The organism is Flavobacterium fragile (assembly GCF_023634865.1).
GTDB classification, from domain to species: Bacteria; Bacteroidota; Bacteroidia; order Flavobacteriales; family Flavobacteriaceae; genus Flavobacterium; species Flavobacterium fragile.
Genome location: NZ_JAMLJN010000002.1, coordinates 322,468 through 345,777, shown reverse-complemented (window position 1 = coordinate 345,777; position 23,310 = coordinate 322,468). Strand labels below are relative to the sequence as shown.

Below are 23,310 nucleotides of genomic sequence, written 5' to 3'. Positions count from 1 at the left end.
TTTATTTTTGTAATAGATTTTCGTTGAATAAATTTAAAATTCTTCGGTATTCGTCAACCCAAGAATACGTTTCTGTGAAACCGTGTGCTTCTACTGGGAAAACTGCTAAATCCCAATCTTTTTTACCTAATTCGATGAAACGTTGCGTCAATCGAACAATGTCTTGAAATTGCACGTTATCGTCTACCATTCCGTGTAACATTAACAATTTGTCTTGTAAGTTATTCGCGAAATAAATCGGGGAACTTTTTTTGTACGCTTCTGGATCAGTTTCTGGGAAATTCAAGATGTTTGACGTATAACCGTGATTATAATGCGCCCAATCGGTAACCGAACGTAAAGCAGCTCCAGCTTTGAATTCGCCTGGCTCTGTTAGCAATGCCATCAATGTGATGAATCCGCCATACGAACCTCCGTAAATTCCCACTCGGTTGGCGTCTATTCCTAAATTTTGAACTAAATATTTCTTTCCATCTAATTGATCCGATAAATCTTTTCCGCCCATGTGACGGTAAATTCCCGTTCTAAAATCGCGACCGTAACCATCACTAGCTCTGTAATCGATGTCTAAAACGGTGTAGCCTAAATCGGTTAACATGTTGTGAAACATGTATTCTCTGTGGTAGGTACTCCAATAATTGTGGGCGTTTTGCAAATATCCTGCTCCATGAACAAAAATTACTGCAGCTTTGTTCTTATTTTCCATTTTAGGTTGGTACAAACGTGCGTAAACATTGGTTCCGTCTTCGGCTTTAAAGGTGATGACTTCAGGTGTTTTCCAATTGTATTTTTTGAATTCTGGTGTAGTGGAAAACGTAATTTGTTTTAATTCCGAATTTGGCTTATTAGCTCCAACGTATAATTCCCAAGGTTTGTTTTTATACGAATAACGCACCAAAAGTGTTTTTTCATCGGGAGATACTTCTACTTCATAGTTACCGTCATTGGTTAAAATTCCCGTCATTTTTTTGGAAGCGATGTCTAATTTGTAAAAACTTCTGTTACCTGGATGCGTTGTTGTAGTCGTAAGGTAAAATGATTTTTTATCGTTGGCTAATTTCACTTCACGAACTTCCCAATTCCCTTTTGTTAACGCTTCTTTTTTCTTGGTTTTAAAATTGTATGTGTACAAATGCGAAAAACCAGTAGCTTCCGATTGAAAATAAAAAGTAGAATTATCAATAAAACCTAAAGTTCCGCTACTGAAACTATAGCCTGGAATTCCGGGTCCGCCAATCCATGCTTCGTCTTGTTGGTGGTCTAACTCGGTGATTTTTCCTGAAGTTAAATCCAATTGCACAATCCAACGGTGTTTGTTGTCTTGACTTCTGATTTCTAAAACGGCGTTTTTCCCGTCTGGACTATATACCGGACTCATCATTACAATAGCCGTTTCGTAATCCGTTTTATCTTTTAGATTTTCGTAATCTTGATAGTATTTTGGTGCGTCTTTGATTCCATTTAAATTCGAAAATGAAACGTAATACGTGGTATCTTTTTCGACATTGAAAATTCCGAATTTATGCTTACTGAAATTAGATGTCGAAACTTTTGCTCGTGCTTTTTCTTGACGTGTAAAACCATCAGCGGTGATGAAGTTTTCAACATTTGTTGAGGGCTGATTTGGATAATCTGAAAGACGGAAGGTTACAAATTTTCCATCTGGCGAGGGTTTAATTTGCTCTAACGAAGATTTATCGTAATAGATTTCTTTCGGGAATTTCTCTTTTTTAGATTTTGATTTTTCTTCATACCATTTTGAAGACGCTTCTTCATCACGAACAAATTGAAACAATGCTGCCTGTTGGTTTTTTAAAAAAGAATCTTCTTCTTTTGAAACTTTATTTTCTTTTCCAGATTTAAAATTGGTCAATTGAACAATCGAAAAATCTTTGGTATTGAATTGATATACATTGCGATTTTGCTGAAAAAAAATAATATCAGGATTACTGCTTCTATCCACCGAATTAATGCGTTCGGCTAATTGAATGACTTTTTTCGTTTTTTTATTGGATTTGGTATACGAATACAAAACACCTTGATTGGTATAATACACCACATCATACTCTTTTTGAGTTGCCATAAAATCCAAATCGTAAATAGGATTTGAAGTCGTTACTTTTTGCGGTGTTTTTAAAGTGGAATTCCAGAAATACGTGCTAGTTCCTATTTCGTTATTCGGATTCCAATCGAATAAAACGGTTTGCCCATCGATTGACCAACGATGATTATCCGGTTGGTGCCCGATGAATTCATTTCCTTTCATGATGTCTTCTAAACGAAGATTTTGTGCCGAAGCCAAAAAGGTAAAAAGTACTAAAACGAAAGATATATATTTTTTCATTGGTTAATTGTTATTCTTACAAATATACCAATAAAAGTAAATGAGGGAAAAAAGGTTTTGTTAAATGAATTACCGATGTATGGGTTCGGAATGCAATTCCGCGCTATCTGGTTAAATTATTCATAATCGGGATAAAAAAAACTAAAATTACCTGTTCTCATTCTCTCAATTACATCATATGGATTTACTACTAAACCAAGCTCAGCTTTAATATTATCACCTTCCAATTTTCCAACAAAAGTGAAATCTTTATCATTAATTTTCCAAACATACCAGTCTGTTGAGAACTTTATTTGTTCACCTGGCTTACATCCTGAATCTCTTGAACCTCTAAAAAGTATATTTTGAAGTTCTCCTGTTTTATTTGAATTGCCGACTTTTTCCCACAGTTTCATTTTTAAACCTAACTTTATTACACAATGGGCATAGAAATCTATTTCACCATCTAATATTGATTCTATTTCAACAATTTCATTGAGCAAATATTTTCTATTAAATGATCTTATTACATCACTATTTAACTGCGTTGAATCAACAGCAATGTACTGAAAAAATTTTTTTTCTGATTCAGAAATATTAACGGAAAAAACATCTCCAATCTTTATTCTCACTGATTTATAGTTTTAGTAAATTCCTTAGTTTTTTATTTATTACTATCACAAATATAAAACAAAAAAATCCCGAATAAATCGGGACTCTTTATGAAATCTAAATTAAAATTAGTTATTCAAAGCTTCAGCTCCACCAACAATCTCAAGGATTTCTCCAGTAATTGCTGCTTGACGTGCTTTGTTGTAAGTTAATTTTAATTGGTTTCTTAATTCTGTAGCGTTATCGGTTGCTTTGTGCATTGCGGTCATACGTGCTCCGTGTTCTGCTGCAAATGAATCTCTAATCGATTTGTATAATTGTGTTTTTAATGATTTTGGAATCAAAGTCAACACAATTTCTTCTTTAGAAGGTTCAAAAATATAATCAGAAGCTACTACTTCGCCACCAACAATTGGAGCTAAAGGTAAAAACTGTTGCGTTCTTACAATTTGAGTCGCTGCATTTTTGAATTCGTTATATACGATTTCAATTTTATCATATTCACCTGCTACGAATTTATCCATTAACTGCTGTGCAATAGCTGCTGCATTGTCAAAAGTCAATTGGTCAAAAACACCGTTTTGAACGTCAACCACATTGTGGGTTTTACGTAAAACGTCGTTTCCTTTTTTACCGATAGCAAAAACATCAACTTGTTTTCCTTGGTAAGCATCAGCTACTACTTTTACTTGTTTGATAACGTTTGAATTGAACGCACCACACAAACCTCTATTAGAAGTAATTGCAACGATAAGTACTTTTTTTACTTCTCTCTGAGTTGTAAAAGCACCACCAACTTCTCCTTCAAGAGTTGCACTTAAGTTTTGTAATAGTTCAGTAAGTTTTTCTGCATACGGACGCATAGCCGTAATGGCGTCTTGCGCTTTTTTTAATTTAGCAGCAGAAACCATTTTCATCGCCGATGTAATTTGCATCGTAGATGAAACAGAAGTAATTCTATTACGTATTTCCTTTAAGTTTGCCATGTTATTGTATTAAGATTTTAGTATTAAGTATTAAGACTAATGCTCTGTAATATCAAAGTCTTTCGTCTTAATACTTGATACTTAATACTATTAATTATATTTTGCTGAAATTTCTTTAGCTACGTTTTCTAAAACGTCAGTAATTTTGTCATCAAATTTACCTGCTTTTAACGCATCTAATGTATCTCTGTGTTTTGCATTTAAGAACTCTAAATAATCTTTTTCGAATTCTTTTACTTTATCAACTGGCACATTTCTTAACAAGTTTTTAGAACCTGCATAGATTATTGCAACCTGATTTTCAACTGTAAATGGAGAGTTTAAACCTTGTTTTAAGATTTCAACGTTTCTCTTACCTTTTTCAATTACGTTTAAGGTAACCGCATCTAAATCAGAACCAAATTTCGCGAAAGCTTCTAACTCACGGAATTGTGCTTGGTCTAATTTTAATGTACCAGCAACTTTTTTCATGGATTTGATTTGTGCATTACCTCCAACACGAGATACCGAAATACCTACGTTAATTGCAGGACGAACTCCAGAGTTGAATAAATCACCATCTAAGAAGATCTGTCCGTCTGTAATCGAAATTACGTTTGTTGGGATATATGCAGAAACGTCACCCGCTTGAGTTTCAATAATTGGTAACGCTGTTAACGAACCACCACCTTTAACGATTCCTTTGATAGAATCTGGCAAATCGTTCATATTTCTAGCGATTTCGTCGTTAGCGATAACTTTACAAGCTCTTTCTAATAAACGAGAGTGTAAGTAGAAAACGTCTCCAGGGTAAGCCTCACGTCCTGGTGGTCTTCTTAATAATAAAGATACCTCACGGTAAGCAACTGCTTGTTTAGATAAATCATCATAAACAATTAAAGCTGGACGACCAGAATCTCTGAAATATTCTCCGATAGCAGCACCCGCCATAGGAGCGTAAACTTGCATTGGAGCAGGATCTGAAGCGTTAGCCGCTACGATGATGGTATATGCCATAGCTCCTTTTTCTTCTAATGTTTTTGCTAAAGCAGCAACAGTTGAAGCTTTTTGACCTACAGCAACATAGATACAGAATACAGGTTGACCTGCATCATAAAATTCTTTTTGATTTAAGATCGTATCGATACAAACTGTTGATTTACCAGTTTGACGGTCACCAATAACTAACTCACGTTGTCCACGACCTACTGGAATCATCGCATCAACTGCTTTTACTCCTGTTTGTAATGGTTCAGTTACTGGCTGACGGAAAATAACTCCAGGAGCTTTTCTTTCTAATGGCATCTCATATAACTCACCACCGATTGGACCTTTACCGTCGATTGGGTTACCTAAAGTATCTACAACACGACCTACCATTTGCTCTCCTACTTTAAGAGAAGCTATACGTTGTGTTCTTTTTACTGTAGAACCTTCTTTGATTCCTGTTGATGGTCCTAAAAGTACTACCCCAACATTGTCTTCTTCTAAGTTCAAAACGATAGCCTCTAATCCGTTTTCGAATTGTACTAACTCTCCGTATTGAGCGTTTGATAATCCGTAAACACGAGCGATACCGTCTCCTACTTGAAGTACAGTTCCAACTTCCTCTAACGTTGCACCTGATTCAAAACCAGATAACTGTTGTTTTAATATTGCTGATATTTCAGCAGGTTTAATTTCAGCCATAATTATATATAATTATTATCCTCCTATATTAATATTTATGCCAGATTTCTTTGGCTCTTGATTATTATTGATAATAATGGTTTGACCATTATTTGATTTATTTAATCTATCTGAAAATTCAGTTCCATACTTTTCTACAAGTAAATTAACTTTTTCTTCATTTAAAGTTTGATCTTCATTAATTACTTTAGATTTATAAAGTAATTCAACAATTGATTTAGAAGATTTTTTTAATTCAATTTTTTTATTCAAACCTAAAAAAGAAACTTCCCAATAAACTAAATCTCCATCAGGGTTTGATGGTATTCTTGCTTCAACCCCAGAAACGCGAATGACTTTTATAAAAATAATTTCGTCCCCGTTAGTGGTATTTACAAGCGAACAGAAAGAATCAAATCCACCACAACCATCATACTTTAACCATATGTTACCATCTACTAATACTTCTTGGTTCTTAAATTTGAACTTTTGAGAGTAACCTAAAACAGAAAATAACATCAATAAGAGTAGTAAAACTTTTTTCATTTAACAAAGAATAATTAATTACTAAACTCTCTTTTTAAATTTTGCAAACTGTTTGCTACAGATGCATTGTATTGTTTGTCACCAATTCTTAAAATAAATCCTCCAATGATGGCTGGATCTACAATATTTTGAATGGTGATTTTTTTATTTGAAAACGATGCAATTTTTGCCAACACTTTAGTTTCTAACTCAGGCGTCATTGGAACAGCTGTTGTAACTTTAGCTACTTCAATTCCGTTAAGTTCATCGTATAAAGCATTGAACTGTAAAGCAACATCGTTTAATAATTCAAATCTTTTGTTTACTAAAAGCAACTGAAATAATCCTTTTGTCTCTTTTTGAGCAGAAGTAAAAATTTCGTTTAAAGAAGAAAATTTAATTTCCCCTTTAATAATTGGGCTTTGCAAAAAGTCTTTTAATTCTGCACTATCTTTAATTGCATTTACAATTGAAGTCATGTCTGCATTTACTGCATCAACAGAATTGTTTTCTTTAGCAATGTCCAAAATGGCTTTAGCGTATCGAATTGCTGCTCTAGTTCCTGCCATGATATTAGTTTAATTTAGCGTCACCTAACATTTTCTCAACCAATTTAGTTTGAGCTTCTTTGTTAGATAATTCTCCTTTTAATAATGTCTCAGCAATTTCTAATGACAAAGTTGAAACTTGATTTTTCAATTCTGCCATAGCTGCATTTTTCTCACTTTCGATTGAAGCTTTCGCTGATTCAATCATTTTTTCACCTTGTGCTTGCGCCTCAGATTTAGCATCAGCAATCATTTTTTCTTTGATTTCTCTTGCTTCTTTGATCATAGCATCTCTTTCCGCTCTTGCTTCAGCTAATAATTTTTCATTATCCGCTTTAAGGTTTTGCATGTCTTTCTTAGCGTTTTCTGCTGCTAACAAAGCATTAGAAATACCTTCTTCACGAGCGGCTAATGCTGCTAAGATAGGTTTCCAAGCAAATTTAGCTAATAATACAATTAATATGAATAAAATAATAGCTTGCCAAAAAAACAAACCATAAGAAAAATCGTTGATTAACTTATCCATTTATATAGTCTTTATAAAATTCTTTTTTTAAAATACTGTTTAATTAAACAACACTTGTAGCCAACCGCTACAGGTGTTGTTTTTTTAATTAAGCTCCTAAGATTAAAGCACCGAATGCTAAACCTTCTAATAACGCTCCAATGATAATCATTGCAGTTTGGATTTTTCCAGCAGCTTCTGGTTGACGAGCAATAGCATCCATTGCAGATCCACCAATTTTACCTAAACCTAAACCAGCTCCGATTACGATTAAACCAGCTCCTACTAAATTTGGAATTGTCATGATAATTGATTTATATAATTAAACAAAATTTATACTAATTAATGATGATCGTCGTGATGATGATCTTGAACTGCCATACCTATAAATAAAGATGACAACATTGTAAAAATATACGCTTGTAAAAACGCCACTAATATTTCAATAACCGAAATAAACAAAGTTAAAGCTAATGAAACTGCTGTAGCTCCACCTACTGTTAATTGTTCTTTCATTAAAAATACGATTGCAATTAATCCCATTACTACTGTGTGACCCGCTGTAATGTTAGCAAAAAGACGGATCATTAATGAGAATGGTTTTGTGAACATACCTAATACCTCAATTGGCGCTAAGATAATTTTCATTGGAACAGGAACTCCCGGCATCCAGAAAATGTGTCCCCAATACTCTTTATTCGCACTGAATTGTGTAATAAAGAAAGTAAATAAAGCAGCACATAAAGTGAAAGCAATGTTTCCTGTTACGTTAATTCCTAGCGGTGTTAATCCTAATAAGTTTAACAACCAAATTAAGAAGAATACCGTTAACAAATAAGGCATGAATTTTTTATATTTTTTCTCACCAATGTTTGGTCTTGCAATTTCATCACGAACATATAATACAAGAGGCTCTAACACTCTGCTGAAACCTTTTGGTAAATTGTTATGTCCGTTTTTGTATGTTTTAGCTAATCCAACAAATAAGAAGAATAAAATTACCGCAGTAAGAATTAACGAAACTACATTTTTAGTCATCGAAAAATTCAAAGGCATTTTGTTTGTTGGGTGGTGGTGATCATCCATAGTTAAGTCACCAGCAGCGTTTGTTTCGTAAATTTTTCCGTGGTATAATTTGTAGAATTTACCGTCTACTTCAGCAACTGTTTCACCGTAGTGGAATTTAGATGCTGAGAAAACTTTTAATCCTCCATCAATTAAAATTACTGGAAGTGGGAACCCATAATGCTTACCTTCTGCCTCATCAGCAAAAAATGTAAAATAGTAATCGTCTTGAAGGTGGTGCTGAATATGAGCATTAACAACTTCTTTTGGCGATTTTGCTTCTTCTGCGTGCTCTCCATGTGCTTCAACTTCTGTTGTTGCAGGCGCTGTGGCTACTTGTAAAGAATCAGTAGTTTCACTTGCAGAAAAAACCATTGAACTTGTTAAAAACAATATCGCTGTTAAAATGGAAATGGGTTTCCTTAAAATCATCATAACTATAATTCTTATGTTTCCTAAAAATTTTTGCAAAAGTACAATTTTAATTAATATTCCAAGTTTCTTAAATACATTTTTTGAAAAATTGTTGCTTTTTTACTTGAAAATTATTTTTTATTTAATAATCTTATTACAAAGTAAGCGTCTAAGCCTAAAAAAACTAAAAATGCTACGAAAAAATGTATCTTAATTTCTTTTGCAACTTCTATACCTTGAAACAAAAATTGGGTCGCAATAAGGTAACTCAAAATTACTTTCGCAGAGGTTAATCCTAAAAAGGCATATCCTAATTGTTCTTTTGCTTTTTTATCAATTTGAAGTAAGACCGATAAAATAAGCGCTGTTAAAACCGCCTGACTCACATAGGAAACCAAAAAATTAACCCTATGAAAATTAGCATCCATAAACTGTGCGATTCCAAAATGAATTCCAAAAACAATTCCCACTACGATTGCTACCTTAGCATAAACTGACATATCTTATTTGTTTTTATTTATTTGATTCACTTGACTTATTACTTGATAAATGGCAATAAATACTCCAATTAATGTAAAAATCTTAAAATTGGTTGTTGCCATATTATTATTAGTTGCATCTAACCAAGTTCCTAAATAGGAAAATCCAAAAATAACTAATCCCATTTGAAATGGGATAGTGATTAAAGCTAACCATTTATTCGGTTGTCTTTTTTTGGAATCCATGTTTTTTAGGATTTGCTTTTTATTTAGAATTCAACAACTTAGGTGTTTCGCATTTCACAACTAGCTTCAAAACGAGCTCCTGGTTCGACAGCTAATTTACCAACGATTACTTCTCCTGTGATGTGCGCTTTTGATTTTACATTTAGCATTCCTTCGGCTTGTAATTTTCCTGAAAACACACCTTCAATATCAATATTTTTACAAATAATATCTCCAATTACTTCTCCTTTAGGACCAATTACTATTTTGCCTTCTGAAGTAAAATTCCCTTTTAATTTCCCATCCAATCTAAAATCTGCTTGTGTTGTAATATCTCCAGTAATAGTTGTTCCTTCCACAATTCTATTAGTCTGTCCTAATAAATGATCTTCATTTTTAACTTTTTCAAACATATTAATAGGTATTTGGGTTGTTATTTATTTAACAAAATCCATTCGTTCAACTTCTTTTTCATTTGTATAATCTTGTAATCCTCAGTTGAAATTATATAAGCTTTGTCGGATAATTTGTAATTTTTATGCAATTGTAGTACTGATAATACTGATATTGCAGCATCTTTATTATCAAAACCATGGATTACAATAAAGTTGTCGGTTAACGTATAAATATCCTCCGAAGTCTTTAAAGTTGTATTATTGATATCTTTTAAATAGTTTGAAATTTTATCCGTAAGATTCTTTACTTCTTTTTCATAAGGATATTTTTTAGGAAAAATAATCTTAAACGATGTTGCTGCTGTATTTCCAAAATTCAATGCTTCAATAGTTGGAATTTCATCCTTAAGCATTTTTTCTGCTTGTTTTCCTTCTTCAACATTTGGATAAGTTAAAGCAACAAAGTTTAATGCGCTTTTATAATCTTCTATTCCTTTTAACCTTCCGCTTACTTTTGCTTTAAGCATTTCAAACTTTGGAAGCGATTCCTCACCTGTAAATCTAAGTATAGCATCATCAAGAGCTGTATAAACCTCTCTTATTTGATTTTTTTCAAAATTTTTATATAGTTGATTAAAAACAATTTCTGGATTATCTTCATCAGTAATTTCAGTTTCTGGATTTTTTATAATCTGGGCATATCTACTTTCTGGATATTGATTCAAAATTTGTTGTTTTACCATTGATGCTTTATCTGGATGTATTTGTTGGTAAATTTTGTACAAATTATACATCGCTGGAAGTATTAATCTTTCCTCTGGATTGTTTTTCAAAAGTTGTTCTAAACGGGAAGCCGCCAACTCGTATTCTTTGAACTTTTCTTTGTAAATTATACCCAACTGATAATAGGCAAAATTTCGATCTTTTACAAAAGTTGCAATTAATTCCTGATCCGTAGGAATTTTAGATAAATACGTTTGAACATCATATTTAGGATCCAAAGCTTTCTCTTCATTGGTTTGACCATCAGTTTCATTGTCTAAGGCAATCTGGTCTTCTTTATCTGAATTTTTATCCGAAGATAACAACCTCCAATTGTCTACTAATGAGCGTTTACCCCATCGCGACTGAAACTCTTTTTTTCCAAATTCTACAGCTACTGGATTGTAAAAATAAAAATTACTTCCGTCTGATTTAGAGTTTATTCCTGGCGGAAGCATTGGCATAGGGCTATCTATAACACTTATATCTTTTTTTCCAAAAGCAGCATCATCAGCATTAAAAGCATTTAAATTTTTATTGGCATTAGCTTGAGAATTAGCTTTTGTGTTCGCTTCTTTTTCAGCTTTTTCTGCTGCTATTTTAGCTTTTCTATCGTCTTCAATTTTTAATTTTGCAATGTAATCCTCATAATAATTTTTTCTTTCAGAAAAACTCATTGCTACCACTTTCAAAATACTATCATTCTGTTGTGCAATGGTTTCGTATTTGATTACATCGTCTAAATTGTCTCTTTTTTTCTTGATTTTTCTATGCTCTCTCGTTCTTTCTTTTAAACTCGATAAGGTACTATCGTAATATTTACCAGCTATTTTATATTGAGCATCTTTAAAATAAATTTCCCCTATATTTCTATAATTTGAAGCTACTAGATATTTATCTTGAGACCCTGATTTTACAGATTTATTATAATAAAATTTAGCTTTTTTGTAAACACCTAATTTATCATAAAAAAGCCCCATTTGATGATTTAAAATATCTAAATATGGACGATTTTCTCTGTCTTCTAAAAGTGCATTAAATTTTTCAACAAAAAGCAAAGTATCTCCATTTTTGTAATCAAACTGTGATGCTTGTTTAGCGTGTGATTGAATTACGTATCTACGAGGCGACTTTCTATTCATATCAATTACCTCCTGAAAAGCAGCGTAAGCACTATCATGATAATTTAGATTTTCATACAATTGCCCTAAAATAAAAGCATATCGTGCCTTTTCGTCATTGCTTTTTGTGGTTTCTTTTGCAATTTTTATTGCTGCAACAGCCGTATCATTAATTTGAAGATTCATATAAGCCTGAGCTAACATTGCATTAGCGTCGGCTAAATCTTGTCCTTCAATTTTTTTATCTTTCAAGAGGAGTTTTAGATTTTTAATAGCAACATCTTCATTATCCAATCGAATATTTACTTTTTCTCGCCATACTTTAGCATGATAAATTCTATCACTCAAAGGATATTTATATAAGATATAGTTTAATGCTTCTAAAGCAGGAATGAAACGATTTTCGTAGTAACGCGCCTTAGCCAATAACAAATAGGCTTCATCCATTTGAGGATTCTTTTCAGTCCCAGCGACGTTCATGGAATGCTTTTGAATTGCTTTTACAGCTTTTTCTTCAGCACGTTCAAAGTTCTGATTCTTTGTTTGCCCTGGTAAAAGTGCATCTTCAAGACTAGAAACACGTTCGATGGGTAAAATTTCCCAAAAATTATCTTGATACGTTGTATTTAATTCTTTCAAACCATTTTCGAGTGCAACATTCCCGTTGAACAGAACATTATATTCCGTTGTAACAGCATGGAAATTTCGGTTAACGAATTTATCCTTCTTAACAGAACAAGCTATTAAAATGAATAAAAAACCTAATCCTAAATAATATTTTTTTATAGTGATTTTCAATTTAAAACGTTTTTGTACTTAAACTACTAAAATTACTTTTTAGTATACAGATGGGTAAAAATACGTTTCTTTTTTTGATGTGAAAAAAAATACAACCATTTTTATTAATCAAATACATTTTTAAGATCCTTTATTACCTTAAAAGCTACATCAATTTGTTCATCGCTAACAATAATGGTAAACTCATTGGTCGTAGAAATTACTTCATGAATAATAATTCCTTCCCAGGCCAATCTTTGAAAAATGTAATAATAAACCCCCGGAGTTGAAATGTTTTCCTGAGGCAATTTTACTGTTATAGAAGATAAATTTTCAATTTTGTGTGTTAACTTTTCGTTTTTAAAAAAAGATTCGACAAGGGGCGCAATAGATGTACTTGTTACAATATTTGTTTCATTAACACCGCGAGATGAAGTATAAAAAATATCTTGCTGTTTATTAATTTCAGACATCAATTTTGCTTGATTGTCTAAAAGGGTATCAGAAATAACAAAACTATAATCTGTTAATGACGAACGAACCGTAATTTCGCCAATATTTTTTAAAACCTTTGAAATTTTATAGTTGATTTTGAAATCCAACTCTTCAGAAAGTCTTTTTAATGACATTACAACAGCACCTTGTTTCACATCTTTTCCTAAATGTGCTTCCAACTCAGGCATCATTATTCTTGCTAAAGAAGTTAAATTAATAATTCCTTGCGAGAGCGAACTTAGTAAAAAAGGCTTCGATTTAATGTATTGCTCTACTACTGAGGATATTGTTTTCATACTTTTAGTTGTTTGTTTGGCGCAAAGATAAAAACAAAAAACAAATTGTTATAAATTTAACATCAAAAATAGTAAAATGCTTCTTCTATATGTTCTATAACAAACTCTGTGTTTTCTTTGTGAATTGCAACAATATCAAAACGAACTTCAACGTCTAAATCATTTTGAACAACATATTCATTTACAGCCTTGACCAATAATTGGATTTTTTTTGGCTTTACAAATTCTTGAGGCAAACCAAATTCAATACTCGAACGCGTTTTTACTTCAACAACGGCTAATACTCCATTTTTTTGGGCTATAATATCGATTTCGGCTTTATCAAAAACCCAATTCGTTTCTAAGATTTCATAGCCATTTTTTTTTAAGAAGTCAACTGCTAATTCTTCTCCAAATTTTCCTAAATCGTTGTGTTCTGCCATTACTTAATGTGTCAATTTTAATGGAATTGAAGCTTCACTTCATTATCATTTACTTCAAAATCAACTTGTTTCCCTAGAATCAATGTTCGGTTGTCTTTTTGGTGTCCCGCTGGAAATTCGAATGCGATTGGAATGTTATATTCTTTAGCAATTGCGGTAATAATTTGCACTTCGTTTTGTCCGAACGGAATTTCGTTATCGTGCATATCAGCCATACTTCCCACAATAATTCCTTTTACATTTTCGAAATACCCATTGCGTTTTAAATTGTACATCATTCTGTCGATGTGATACAAATATTCATCCAAATCTTCAATAAAGAGAATTTTTCCATTGGTATCAATCGAAGATTTAGAACCTAACAAACTATATAAAATCGAAATATTTCCACCAACCAATTCGCCCGAAACTTTTCCTTTTACATCATATGGTTTTGATGGAATTGTATAGGAAACAACTTCTCCAAAAAGCGCTTTTCGTAAGGTTTCTTTCACTTCTTCAGGTGCTTTTGGAACTGTAAACGGCATAATCGAATGTAAAGTAGCCACGCGTTCCACATTCAATTGACTGTGCAAAACCGTTACGTCGGAAAATCCCATAATCCATTTCGGATGTTTTTTGAATTTGGTAAAATCTAACGAATCGATAATTCGAACCGTACCATAACCGCCACGCGCGCACCAAATCGCTTTGATGTTGTCATCATCCATCATTTCTTGAAAATCGGCAATTCTTTCGGCATCAGTACCACCAAGTTGGCAACTATCTAAACCTATGGTTCTGCCTAATTTGGCTTTTAATCCCCAAGATTCTAATAATTCAATAGCGGGTTTTGCATCTTCTGGAAAAAATTTACGAGCCGTACAAACAATAGCAACTGTGTCGCCTTTTTTAAGATAAGGTGGAATTTTCATTTTCTTTTGCGAATGAGAAAAGTTTGAAATTAAAATAAGTATCAAAATAAATCTATACATCGTCAGATTTTATTAACTCAAAAGTAAACAAAATCCAATTAAAATTCGGGATTTCATCACTAATCGATTATTTTTGTTTCAGTTTTTAATAAAAAAATCTTTGTGCTTTTAAATTAATACTTCATTTGTTCAAAATTTAACGCAAAGTTTAGAAGTTTTTCGCAAAGTTAAAAAAGGAAAAATGACAGAAAATGAAATCTCAAATAGAGTTATTGGAATTGCCATTGAAGTTCATAATGCATTAGGACCTGGCTTACTTGAAAATACATATAAAGAATGTCTTTATTATAAACTTGTACAAGCAGGATTTAAAGTTGAAAAAGAAAAATCAATTCCATTGATTTTCGAAGAAGTAAAACTAGATTGCGGTTACAGAATCGATTTACTTGTAGAGGATAAACTCGTTTTAGAATTAAAAAGTGTTGAAGAACTTTCCGAACTTCATTTTGCTCAAACTCTAACTTATTTAAGGCTTGGTAACTTCAAATTAGGCTTACTTTTAAACTTTAATTCAGTTCTTTTAAAAGAAGGTATCAGACGAGTTGTGAATAAATTATAATTTTCACGACATTTGCACTTTTAAAACTTAAATTTCTTTGCAAAGCTTTGCGAAAAACTTAGCGTCTTTGCGTTAAAATAAAATAAATTATGTTAGAAAATCCGAAAAGATATACGATTACAGCGGCTTTACCTTATACAAACGGACCTATTCACATTGGACATTTAGCAGGTGTTTATGTTCCTTCTGATATTTATGCAAGATATTTGCGTTTGCAAGGAAAAGATGTGGCTTTCATTTGCGGAAGCGACGAGCACGGTGTGGCGATTTCAATGAAAGCTAAAAAAGAAGGGATTACGCCTCAACAAGTAATTGATAAATATGACGGAATCATTCGCAAATCGTTTGAAGATTTCGGAATTTCTTTTGATAATTATTCGAGAACTTCTGCCGAGATTCATCATAAAACGGCTTCAGAATTTTTTAGAAAATTATACGATAACGGTGATTTCATCGAAGAAACTACCGAACAATTATACGACGCCAAAGCAGATCAATTCTTAGCAGACCGTTTCGTAACCGGAACTTGTCCAAAATGCGACAATCCAGAAGCGTATGGCGATCAATGCGAAAAATGTGGTTCGACTTTAAATGCAACCGATTTAATTAATCCAAAATCAACTATTACAGGCGAAACTCCGATTTTAAAATCAACAAAACACTGGTTTTTACCTTTAAATCGCTACGAATCGTTCTTAAAAGAATGGGTTTTAGAAGGGCACAAAAACGATTGGAAACCAAATGTTTACGGACAAGTAAAATCATGGGTTGATGGCGGTTTAGAGCCAAGAGCGGTAACACGTGATTTGGATTGGGGAATTGATGTTCCTGTGGAAGGTGCCGAAGGAAAAAAATTATACGTTTGGTTTGATGCGCCAATTGGTTACATTTCGTCAACCAAAGAATGGGCAGCTCGTGAAGGAAAAGATTGGGAACCGTATTGGAAAGATGCCGATACAAAATTGGTTCACTTCATTGGAAAAGACAATATCGTTTTCCATTGCATCATTTTCCCAGCGATGTTAAAAGCGGAAGGAAGTTATATTTTACCCGATAATGTTCCAGCAAATGAATTTTTAAATTTAGAAGGAAACAAATTATCGACTTCTAAAAACTGGGCGGTTTGGTTACACGAATATTTGCAAGATTTCCCAGAAAAACAAGACGCATTACGTTATGCGTTAACGGCAAATGCTCCAGAAACAAAAGACAACGATTTTACTTGGAAAGATTTTCAAGCAAGAAATAATAACGAATTAGCTGCGATTTTTGGAAATTTCATCAATCGTGTTGTGGTGTTAACCAATAAATATTATAACGGAATTGTTCCAGTTCCAAACGAATTTTCAGAAGTTGACGAACAAACATTAGCCGAATTAAAAGCGTATCCAGCTGTAATTTCAAGTTCTATTGAACGTTATAGATTCAGAGAGGCGTTAGGCGAATTAATGAACGTAGCTCGTTTAGGAAACAAATATTTAGCAGATGAAGAACCATGGAAAATGGTAAAAGAAAATCCAGCAAGAGTACAAACGCAAATGTATGTAGCGTTGCAAATTGCTTCTGCATTAGCGGTTTTATCGGAACCATTTTTACCTTTTACGGCTAAAAAATTATCGAATATTTTAAAAATCGATGCTTTAGGTTGGAATGATGTAACGACTAAAACTGATTTGTTACCAGCAGGACATCAAATTGGTCAAGCAGAAATTTTATTTGCCCAAATTGAAGATGCCGAAATCCAAAAACAATTAGACAAATTAGAAGCAACTAAAACTGCCAACAAAGTGGAAAACGCAAAAGCTGAACCTCAAAAAGACATTATCACTTTCGAAGATTTTGCCAAAGTAGATTTACGAATTGGAACCATCATCGAAGCTGAAAAAATGCCAAAAGCCAATAAACTTTTAGTGTTAAAAGTAGATACAGGAATTGATGTAAGAACCATCGTTTCTGGAATTGCTGAGCATTTTACACCAGAAGAAGTAATTGGAAAACGCGTTACGGTTTTAGTAAACTTAGCACCAAGAGCTTTACGTGGTGTAGAAAGTGAAGGCATGTTGTTGTTGACTAACAATGCAGAAGGCAAATTAGTTTTCGTAAATCCAGATGCGGAAGGCGTTATTAATGGTGCGATGATATCTTAAATTATATATTTAACTATGAAAAAGTTTATTTTACTGTTTTTTTTGTTCTCAAAATTAACTTTCTCTCAAGAGTTAGTAAATTCAATAGATATTAATCTTGACAAGATTAAAAGTTTTTATCGTATTGAAGACCCTAATAACAATGATTATGCACTTATTTTAAAAAATAAAGAAAACATTGAATTAATAAAAGCTGACAAAAGTTTTAATGTATTAAGTAGGTTTGAACATACAGAAATTGATAAGTCTGGAGATTTCATTGGTAATAGTATAAAAGAAAATTTATTCTACACTTATTGGAAAAAGAACAAAAAAACATTGGAGGTACTAACTATTGATTTTGAAAATAAAAAGATTATTAAAAATGAAATAAATTACCCCATTGAGAGTAATGAAAAAACGTTATCTAGTTATACAAAAGATGCATTTTTTAATGTTATTACTGTAACTAAAGAAGCATCAATTATAAATTATTATAGATTTAATGGTCTAACAGTAGAAAAAAAATCATTTGACTGCTCTAATATGAGTTTTGTCAATTCATTAAATCAAAAAATAAAATTTTGGGATTTTTTAAATGACGAAAACGGAACAGTTTATAAGGCTTCTTTTCCAATATTTTTAACTGATAAAATTAACTTTAACTCTGTTCATGCAACGGAAAAAAAGAAAATTTATGTTGATAATGAAAGAATAATTATTTCATCAGATGTAAATAATAATTTTAGTCAATTTGTAATACTGTCTTTAAAAGATTTTACTGCAAATAGCCACAATATTTCTAAGCAGGATGAAAATTCAATTGATTCATTTTTATCTAAGGAAACGAATTCTTTTGTAATTGACAATAAAATTTTTATTGCAAAATTTAGCAATGAAAGAATTTCAATCATTATTAAAAACTTTGACAATAAAACACTTAACTCTTTTTCAATAACCGCTACAGAAGGTCATCAATATATCAATTCAGAACTTATAGAAGAAGTTGGAGGTATAAAAAACAGAGAAATTCTTAAAAATGAAGAGAAATTCTTGAGAAAAAGTTTTGCTAAAAATCCTTCAATAACAGGATTCCTTTCAAACGGTAATTATTATTTATCTATAGCTGGAGTTTCTTATCCAAGACAACAATCTTATCAAATGCTTGGAATGTTTGGGTTAGTTGGAGGTATTGCAGCAGCAATTATTAATGATGGCTCAGGCTCATCAATTACTTCTTATTCCGATAAAGTTGTTGTATATATTAGAAGTTGTATATCATCTTCAAATTTCAAACCAACAGATTTGAAAAATGTGACTTCAAATTATGATAATGTTAGAAGTTACGTTGAAAATAATAATTTAAAAGAAAATTTTTTAACTCTTTTTGAAAGTAATAACCATTTTTATCTTTTTGCCCATAAAAACAAACAGGAAAAAGTAACAATATATAAATTCTAATTTTTTCATGACTCCAAAAATAATCGCTTTCGACGCAGACGACACTTTATGGCACAACGAACCTTATTTCGATGAGGCGCAAGAACGCTTTTGTGTCTTGTTTCAAGATTATGCTTCGAGTCAGGAAATTTTGGGATTGATTTTGAATCATCAGGTGAAAAATTTGCCTTTGTATGGTTTCGGAATTAAAGCGTTTACCTTGTCGATGATTGAAACTGCCTTGCAATTGACAAATCATCAAATTTCGGGGAAAGGGATTGAGCAAATTTTAGCCATCGGAAAAGATTTACTTCAAAAACCTGTCAAATTGTTACCTAATGTTGAATCTGTTTTGGAACAATTGAAAGGAAAATATAAATTGGTAGTAGCTACAAAAGGCGATTTAAAAGACCAACACAGAAAATTACACGATTCTGGAATTGGACCTTTTTTTCATCATATTGAAGTGTTGAGTGACAAAGCCGAGTTGGATTACGAGAAAATGTTAGGCCGTTTGGATTGCAAACCTGAAGATTTTCTAATGATTGGAAATTCATTAAAATCGGATGTATTACCTGTTTTGAACATTGGTGGACATGCAATTCACATTCCATACCACACTACTTGGGAATACGAGAAAATTGATTTCGAAATCAAGCACGATAACTTTAAATCATTTGAAAACATATCTAACATTCTTCCTTTATTGATATGAAACAAAACATAGATTTGAAGAATTGGAACCGAAAAGGGCATTTTGATTTTTTTTCAGCATTTGACGAACCTTTTTTTGGAATTACCTCAACGATTGATTGCACTATTGCAATGGAACGAGCTAAGGCAAATCAAATTTCGTTCTTTGTATATTATTTGCATAAAACTTTAGTTGCAATTAATAAGATAGAAAATTTTCGTCTACGAATCGAAGGCGAAAATGTAGTCCTTTATGATGAAATAGATGCATCGGCAACCATCATGCGTGACGATAAAACGTTTGGATTTTCCTTCATGAAGTTTCATGAAGATATAAATGAATTCCATAAAATAGTCCAAAAAGAAATCGCAAGAATTCAAACTACAACCGGAATTTTAACTAGAAAATATCCTGAAAATATTATTCATTTTTCGGCAGTTCCTTGGATCAATTTTACAGGTTTAACTCATGCGAGAAATTTTAAATTTGCGGATAGTTGCCCGAAAATCTCATATGGAAAAGTAATGGAAGAAAGCGGAAAGAAAACAATGGCGATTTCTGTAACCGCTCATCACGGACTCGTTGATGGTTACCACATTGGATTGTTTATTGAAGAATTACAAAATTTAATGAATTCGTAAATGTTTCCCATTGCATTTCATCCTATTTTTAAACATCCGTTACCCGAAGGACATCGCTTTCCAATGTTAAAATACGAATTGTTACCACAACAATTACTACATGAAGGCATTGCTGAAAAAAGTGATTTTTTTGAACCCGAAATTATACCGATTGACACAGTTTTAAGGATTCACACAAAAGAATATGTTTCCGATTTACTGAATTTAACGTTAGATCCTAAAGCAGCGAGAAAAATTGGATTCCCACTTTCCAAAGAATTAGTAGAAAGAGAATTACGAATTGCACAAGGAACCATTTTAGGCGCTGAAAAAGCGTTTGAAACCAAAGTAGCGTTCAATATTGCAGGTGGAACGCATCATGCCTACTCCAATCGCGGTGAAGCCTTTTGTTTATTAAATGACCAAGCCATTGCTGCTCAACATTTATTAGATAAAAAACTAGCAAAAAAAATCTTAATCATCGATTTGGACGTGCATCAAGGGAATGGAACGGCAGAAATTTTTCAAAAAAACGATAAAGTGTTTACCTTTTCTACCCATGGGAAATCGAATTATCCGTTTAAAAAAGAAACTTCTGACTTAGACATTGCGTTTGAAGACAATACTTCGGATGAAGATTTTTTGAAAACCATTTCCGAAATTATTCCAAAATTAATAGAAGAACAAAAACCTGATTTCATTTTCTATTTGGCTGGAGTTGATATTTTAGCTTCTGATAAATTAGGGAAATTAGGTTGCTCTATCGATGGTTGTAAAAAAAGAGACGAAATTGTTTTTCAAAATTGTGAGCGTTATCAAATTCCCGTTCAAGTAAGCATGGGTGGAGGTTATTCTCCTGAAATCAAAACGATTATTGAAGCACATGCCAATACGTATCGAGCAGCAAAAGACATTTTGTTTTAAATAAAAAACCACCAACTTTCGCTGGTGGTCTTTTCTCAAACAGCATTCAAAATAGCTAAAATATCTTCTCCGAATCGCTCCGATTTTTGTTTCCCGAAACCTTTGATTTGTTGTAATTCATCTAAGTTGCTTGGCTTGTACATGGCTAAATCGATTAATTCTGAATTGTGACAAATCATATACTTTTTCAATTTTAAAGCTTCTGATTTTTCGTTTCTCCATTGATTCAAATAACCGTAAACTTGTTTGTCTTTCGGATTCAAATCTTCGTACGATTTTCGTTCTAATCGCTCTGGTTTTTGTTGTTCTTCTGTTTCATAATAAACAATAACCGACCAATGCGCTTCATCAATTTCAACAAATTGTGTGCTTGATTTTTTAAACGTTACTGTATTCAAAAAAGCATTCAATTGTTGCTGATCGTACTCCAAAAAGGCAGCATCCAAACGGATTGAAAACACTCTAACTTGCATAACATCCTTATTTACCGATTAACAAAATTTCATTGGCAACAACTTCTGTAACATAGCGCTTGTTTCCGTCTTTGTCGTCGTAACTTCTGTGGGTTAACTTTCCTTCAATTCCGATTTCTTTTCCTTTGGTTACAAATCGTTCGATAATTTCGGCTGTTTTGCCCCAAGCAGTTACTCGGTGCCATTGGGTTTGTTCCACTTTATCACCGTTTTCGCGATAATACACTTCGTTTGTAGCGATACTGATGTTTGCTAATTTTTTTCCTCCTTCAAGGTTTTTGATTTCTGGTTCTTGACCAACGTGTCCGATTAATAGTACTGAGTTTTTCATGGCGTATAAATATTTAATGTTTGTGTTACTTGATTTTTAGGAACACAGATTTAAGAAATTGTAATAACTTAAAAAATCTGTGTGTTGAATTTTGAACTTGAATTTGATCTATTTCATTTACTTAATAAAACCAATTCATTAGCAACCACTTCCGTGATATAACGTTTGTTTCCGTCTTTATCGTCGTAACTTCTGTGGGTTAGTTTACCTTCGATGGCAACGTGACTTCCTTTGGTTAATAATTTTTCAATAATGTCTACTGTTTTTCCCCAAGCGGAAACGCGGTGCCATTCGGTTTGTTCTACTTTTTCACCTTTGGCGTTGGTGTAATTTTCATTCGTAGCGATTGTGAAGTTAGCTACTCTTCCAGATTCTAAGTTTTTGATTTCTGGTTCTTGACCTACATGTCCGATTAATTGTACTCTGTTTTTCATGGCGTGTAAAAATTTAAATGTTTATAAAATTAATATTGATTCTTTTTTGGAACACAGATTTAAGAAATTGGAATAATTTAAAAAATCTAATGTTTTGAAATTTGAACTTGCTCTTGTTTTTGAACTTGAACTCGTTGTTTCATTTCGACAGTGCAAAGATGTGGCGAGAAAAAAAGTTTATTCGGTAATTAGCTATTTAATATCGGTTGTAAATATTTGTAAGCGTTTGTAAATGGAAATTATTTTTGTATATTCGCTTTTACTATAAGACTTTACAGATGAAAAAATCTCTCTTCCAAAAAAGTATTTATTTTTTACTTTTTATTTGTTCGTTTACCACATTTGCACAAAACACCTTAAATTACAACGATGAAAAAGGTTCGCCAAAAGCCACTTTACAAGATGTAAAATGGATTGTAGGCAATTGGAAAGGCAAAGCTTTAGGTGGTATTTGTCAAGAAACGTGGAGCGAACCGATTGGGAATTCCATGATGTTTAACTTCAAATTAGTTGTGGATGGAAAAGTCGCTTTCTATGAATTGGGACACATTATTGAGAAAGAGAAAACCCTTTTATTACAACTCAAACACTTTGATGGCGAATTAAAAGGTTGGGAAAAGGCGGAAGTAAGTTTGAATTTTAGATTGGTAAAAGTCACCCCAACACATGTATATTTCGATAAATTTACGTTTGAGAAAATTTCGGATAATGAAATCAATATTTACGTGGTTTTTGAGGATAGTAGTAAAGAAATGAAGTTTAATTTTAAGAAGTAAGCCATGAGTAAAACCTGTTTAGAATGTGGCGATAAAATCATTGGTCGCGAAGACAAAAAGTTTTGTTCGGATGGTTGCCGCAATGCGTACAACAACAAAATGAACAAAGATCAGAACAATCTGATGCGCAACATAAATAACAAATTGCGTAAAAATTACCGCATTTTGTGTGAACTCAACCCAGAAGACAAAGGAAAAACCACAAAAACCAAATTACTTAGTAAAGGTTTCGATTTTGAGTTTTTTACGAGTATGTTACAAACCAAAACCGGTAACACCTATTTCTTTTTGTACGACCAAGGCTATCGTGCTTTGGAAGACGATTTTTATATGTTGGTGAAGAAAGATAGTTAAGAAGATAG

Annotated in this window: 27 protein-coding genes; 8 read left to right on the top strand and 19 right to left on the bottom strand. The window is 32.5% G+C overall.

Features of this window, described 5'->3' with window-relative positions:
• Window position 1 precedes the first annotated feature (1 nt).
• The 16 genes from NAT47_RS04090 to NAT47_RS04015 form a co-directional block, all read right to left on the bottom strand.
• The gene (locus NAT47_RS04090; protein WP_250580541.1) at window positions 2-2,344 is read right to left on the bottom strand and encodes a S9 family peptidase; all 2,343 of its coding nucleotides are present in this window, start codon (window positions 2,342-2,344) and stop codon (window positions 2-4) included.
• A 116-nt stretch (window positions 2,345-2,460) separates the two neighbouring features.
• Window positions 2,461-2,955 (bottom strand): hypothetical protein, encoded by a 495-nt coding sequence (locus NAT47_RS04085; protein WP_250580540.1) that lies wholly within the window; start codon window positions 2,953-2,955, stop codon window positions 2,461-2,463.
• 108 nt (window positions 2,956-3,063) lie between these two features.
• On the bottom strand, window positions 3,064-3,921 hold the full coding sequence (atpG, locus tag NAT47_RS04080) for an ATP synthase F1 subunit gamma (protein ID WP_194093524.1): 858 nt from the start codon (window positions 3,919-3,921) through the stop codon (window positions 3,064-3,066).
• A gap of 90 nt (window positions 3,922-4,011) precedes the next feature.
• Window positions 4,012-5,589: a F0F1 ATP synthase subunit alpha gene (gene atpA / locus NAT47_RS04075; RefSeq protein ID WP_250580538.1), complete on the bottom strand. Its 1,578-nt coding sequence runs from the start codon at window positions 5,587-5,589 to the stop codon at window positions 4,012-4,014.
• A 15-nt stretch (window positions 5,590-5,604) separates the two neighbouring features.
• Window positions 5,605-6,114 carry a hypothetical protein gene (locus tag NAT47_RS04070; protein WP_250580530.1) on the bottom strand — a complete coding sequence of 170 codons (510 nt, stop codon included), beginning with the start codon at window positions 6,112-6,114 and terminating at the stop codon, window positions 5,605-5,607.
• A 14-nt stretch (window positions 6,115-6,128) separates the two neighbouring features.
• On the bottom strand, window positions 6,129-6,662 hold the full coding sequence (gene atpH / locus NAT47_RS04065; protein WP_250580529.1) for an ATP synthase F1 subunit delta: 534 nt from the start codon (window positions 6,660-6,662) through the stop codon (window positions 6,129-6,131).
• A gap of 4 nt (window positions 6,663-6,666) precedes the next feature.
• Window positions 6,667-7,167, bottom strand: a complete 501-nt coding sequence (locus NAT47_RS04060) for a F0F1 ATP synthase subunit B (RefSeq protein ID WP_250580527.1) — start codon at window positions 7,165-7,167, stop codon at window positions 6,667-6,669.
• 88 nt (window positions 7,168-7,255) lie between these two features.
• Window positions 7,256-7,450 (bottom strand): ATP synthase F0 subunit C, encoded by a 195-nt coding sequence (locus tag NAT47_RS04055; protein ID WP_014165720.1) that lies wholly within the window; start codon window positions 7,448-7,450, stop codon window positions 7,256-7,258.
• A 38-nt stretch (window positions 7,451-7,488) separates the two neighbouring features.
• Window positions 7,489-8,646 carry a F0F1 ATP synthase subunit A gene (gene atpB, locus NAT47_RS04050; protein ID WP_250580738.1) on the bottom strand — a complete coding sequence of 386 codons (1,158 nt, stop codon included), beginning with the start codon at window positions 8,644-8,646 and terminating at the stop codon, window positions 7,489-7,491.
• Window positions 8,647-8,756: 110 nt separating this feature from the next.
• On the bottom strand, window positions 8,757-9,125 hold the full coding sequence (locus NAT47_RS04045) for a hypothetical protein (protein WP_250580525.1): 369 nt from the start codon (window positions 9,123-9,125) through the stop codon (window positions 8,757-8,759).
• Window positions 9,126-9,128: 3 nt separating this feature from the next.
• A complete protein-coding gene (locus tag NAT47_RS04040; RefSeq protein WP_250580523.1) occupies window positions 9,129-9,350 on the bottom strand; it encodes an AtpZ/AtpI family protein in 222 nt (73 codons plus the stop codon).
• 38 nt (window positions 9,351-9,388) lie between these two features.
• Window positions 9,389-9,742 (bottom strand): bactofilin family protein, encoded by a 354-nt coding sequence (locus NAT47_RS04035; RefSeq protein ID WP_250580521.1) that lies wholly within the window; start codon window positions 9,740-9,742, stop codon window positions 9,389-9,391.
• A gap of 20 nt (window positions 9,743-9,762) precedes the next feature.
• A complete protein-coding gene (gene porW / locus NAT47_RS04030) occupies window positions 9,763-12,405 on the bottom strand; it encodes a type IX secretion system periplasmic lipoprotein PorW/SprE (protein WP_250580519.1) in 2,643 nt (880 codons plus the stop codon).
• A gap of 104 nt (window positions 12,406-12,509) precedes the next feature.
• Window positions 12,510-13,175: an aspartate kinase gene (locus NAT47_RS04025; protein ID WP_250580517.1), complete on the bottom strand. Its 666-nt coding sequence runs from the start codon at window positions 13,173-13,175 to the stop codon at window positions 12,510-12,512.
• Window positions 13,176-13,237: 62 nt separating this feature from the next.
• The gene (locus tag NAT47_RS04020) at window positions 13,238-13,597 is read right to left on the bottom strand and encodes a YraN family protein (protein WP_250580515.1); all 360 of its coding nucleotides are present in this window, start codon (window positions 13,595-13,597) and stop codon (window positions 13,238-13,240) included.
• A gap of 17 nt (window positions 13,598-13,614) precedes the next feature.
• Complete coding sequence (locus NAT47_RS04015; RefSeq protein ID WP_250580513.1) at window positions 13,615-14,511, bottom strand: S66 peptidase family protein; 897 nt, start codon at window positions 14,509-14,511, stop codon at window positions 13,615-13,617.
• 241 nt (window positions 14,512-14,752) lie between these two features.
• Here NAT47_RS04015 and NAT47_RS04010 point away from each other — a divergent pair, with 241 nt between their 5' ends.
• The 6 genes from NAT47_RS04010 to NAT47_RS03985 all read left to right on the top strand — a co-directional run bounded on the left by NAT47_RS04010 (window position 14,753) and on the right by NAT47_RS03985 (window position 20,934).
• A complete protein-coding gene (locus tag NAT47_RS04010) occupies window positions 14,753-15,130 on the top strand; it encodes a GxxExxY protein (protein ID WP_250580511.1) in 378 nt (125 codons plus the stop codon).
• A gap of 89 nt (window positions 15,131-15,219) precedes the next feature.
• Window positions 15,220-17,277, top strand: coding sequence for a methionine--tRNA ligase (gene metG, locus NAT47_RS04005; protein ID WP_250580507.1), 2,058 nt, complete (start codon window positions 15,220-15,222; stop codon window positions 17,275-17,277).
• 15 nt (window positions 17,278-17,292) lie between these two features.
• Window positions 17,293-18,717 carry a hypothetical protein gene (locus NAT47_RS04000; protein WP_250580502.1) on the top strand — a complete coding sequence of 475 codons (1,425 nt, stop codon included), beginning with the start codon at window positions 17,293-17,295 and terminating at the stop codon, window positions 18,715-18,717.
• Window positions 18,718-18,724: 7 nt separating this feature from the next.
• Window positions 18,725-19,411, top strand: coding sequence for an HAD family hydrolase (locus NAT47_RS03995; RefSeq protein ID WP_250580501.1), 687 nt, complete (start codon window positions 18,725-18,727; stop codon window positions 19,409-19,411).
• Window positions 19,408-20,031: a chloramphenicol acetyltransferase gene (locus tag NAT47_RS03990; protein ID WP_250580499.1), complete on the top strand. Its 624-nt coding sequence runs from the start codon at window positions 19,408-19,410 to the stop codon at window positions 20,029-20,031. The genes NAT47_RS03995 and NAT47_RS03990 overlap by 4 nt, the downstream gene beginning before the upstream one ends.
• Entirely contained in the window at window positions 20,032-20,934 is a 903-nt protein-coding gene (locus NAT47_RS03985) for a histone deacetylase family protein (RefSeq protein ID WP_250580498.1), read from the top strand. It begins immediately after the preceding gene.
• 35 nt (window positions 20,935-20,969) lie between these two features.
• Here NAT47_RS03985 and NAT47_RS03980 read toward each other — a convergent pair whose 3' ends face one another.
• The 3 genes from NAT47_RS03980 to NAT47_RS03970 form a co-directional block, all read right to left on the bottom strand.
• A complete protein-coding gene (locus NAT47_RS03980; protein WP_250580495.1) occupies window positions 20,970-21,407 on the bottom strand; it encodes an HRDC domain-containing protein in 438 nt (145 codons plus the stop codon).
• A 7-nt stretch (window positions 21,408-21,414) separates the two neighbouring features.
• Window positions 21,415-21,738 carry a single-stranded DNA-binding protein gene (locus NAT47_RS03975; protein ID WP_250580493.1) on the bottom strand — a complete coding sequence of 108 codons (324 nt, stop codon included), beginning with the start codon at window positions 21,736-21,738 and terminating at the stop codon, window positions 21,415-21,417.
• A gap of 113 nt (window positions 21,739-21,851) precedes the next feature.
• Window positions 21,852-22,172: a single-stranded DNA-binding protein gene (locus NAT47_RS03970; RefSeq protein WP_026725498.1), complete on the bottom strand. Its 321-nt coding sequence runs from the start codon at window positions 22,170-22,172 to the stop codon at window positions 21,852-21,854.
• A gap of 278 nt (window positions 22,173-22,450) precedes the next feature.
• Between NAT47_RS03970 and NAT47_RS03965 the strand changes: the two genes are divergently transcribed.
• Entirely contained in the window at window positions 22,451-22,948 is a 498-nt protein-coding gene (locus tag NAT47_RS03965) for a DUF6265 family protein (protein ID WP_250580491.1), read from the top strand.
• Between the two features lie 3 nt (window positions 22,949-22,951).
• The gene (locus NAT47_RS03960; RefSeq protein ID WP_113987668.1) at window positions 22,952-23,302 is read left to right on the top strand and encodes a hypothetical protein; all 351 of its coding nucleotides are present in this window, start codon (window positions 22,952-22,954) and stop codon (window positions 23,300-23,302) included.
• Window positions 23,303-23,310 lie beyond the last annotated feature (8 nt).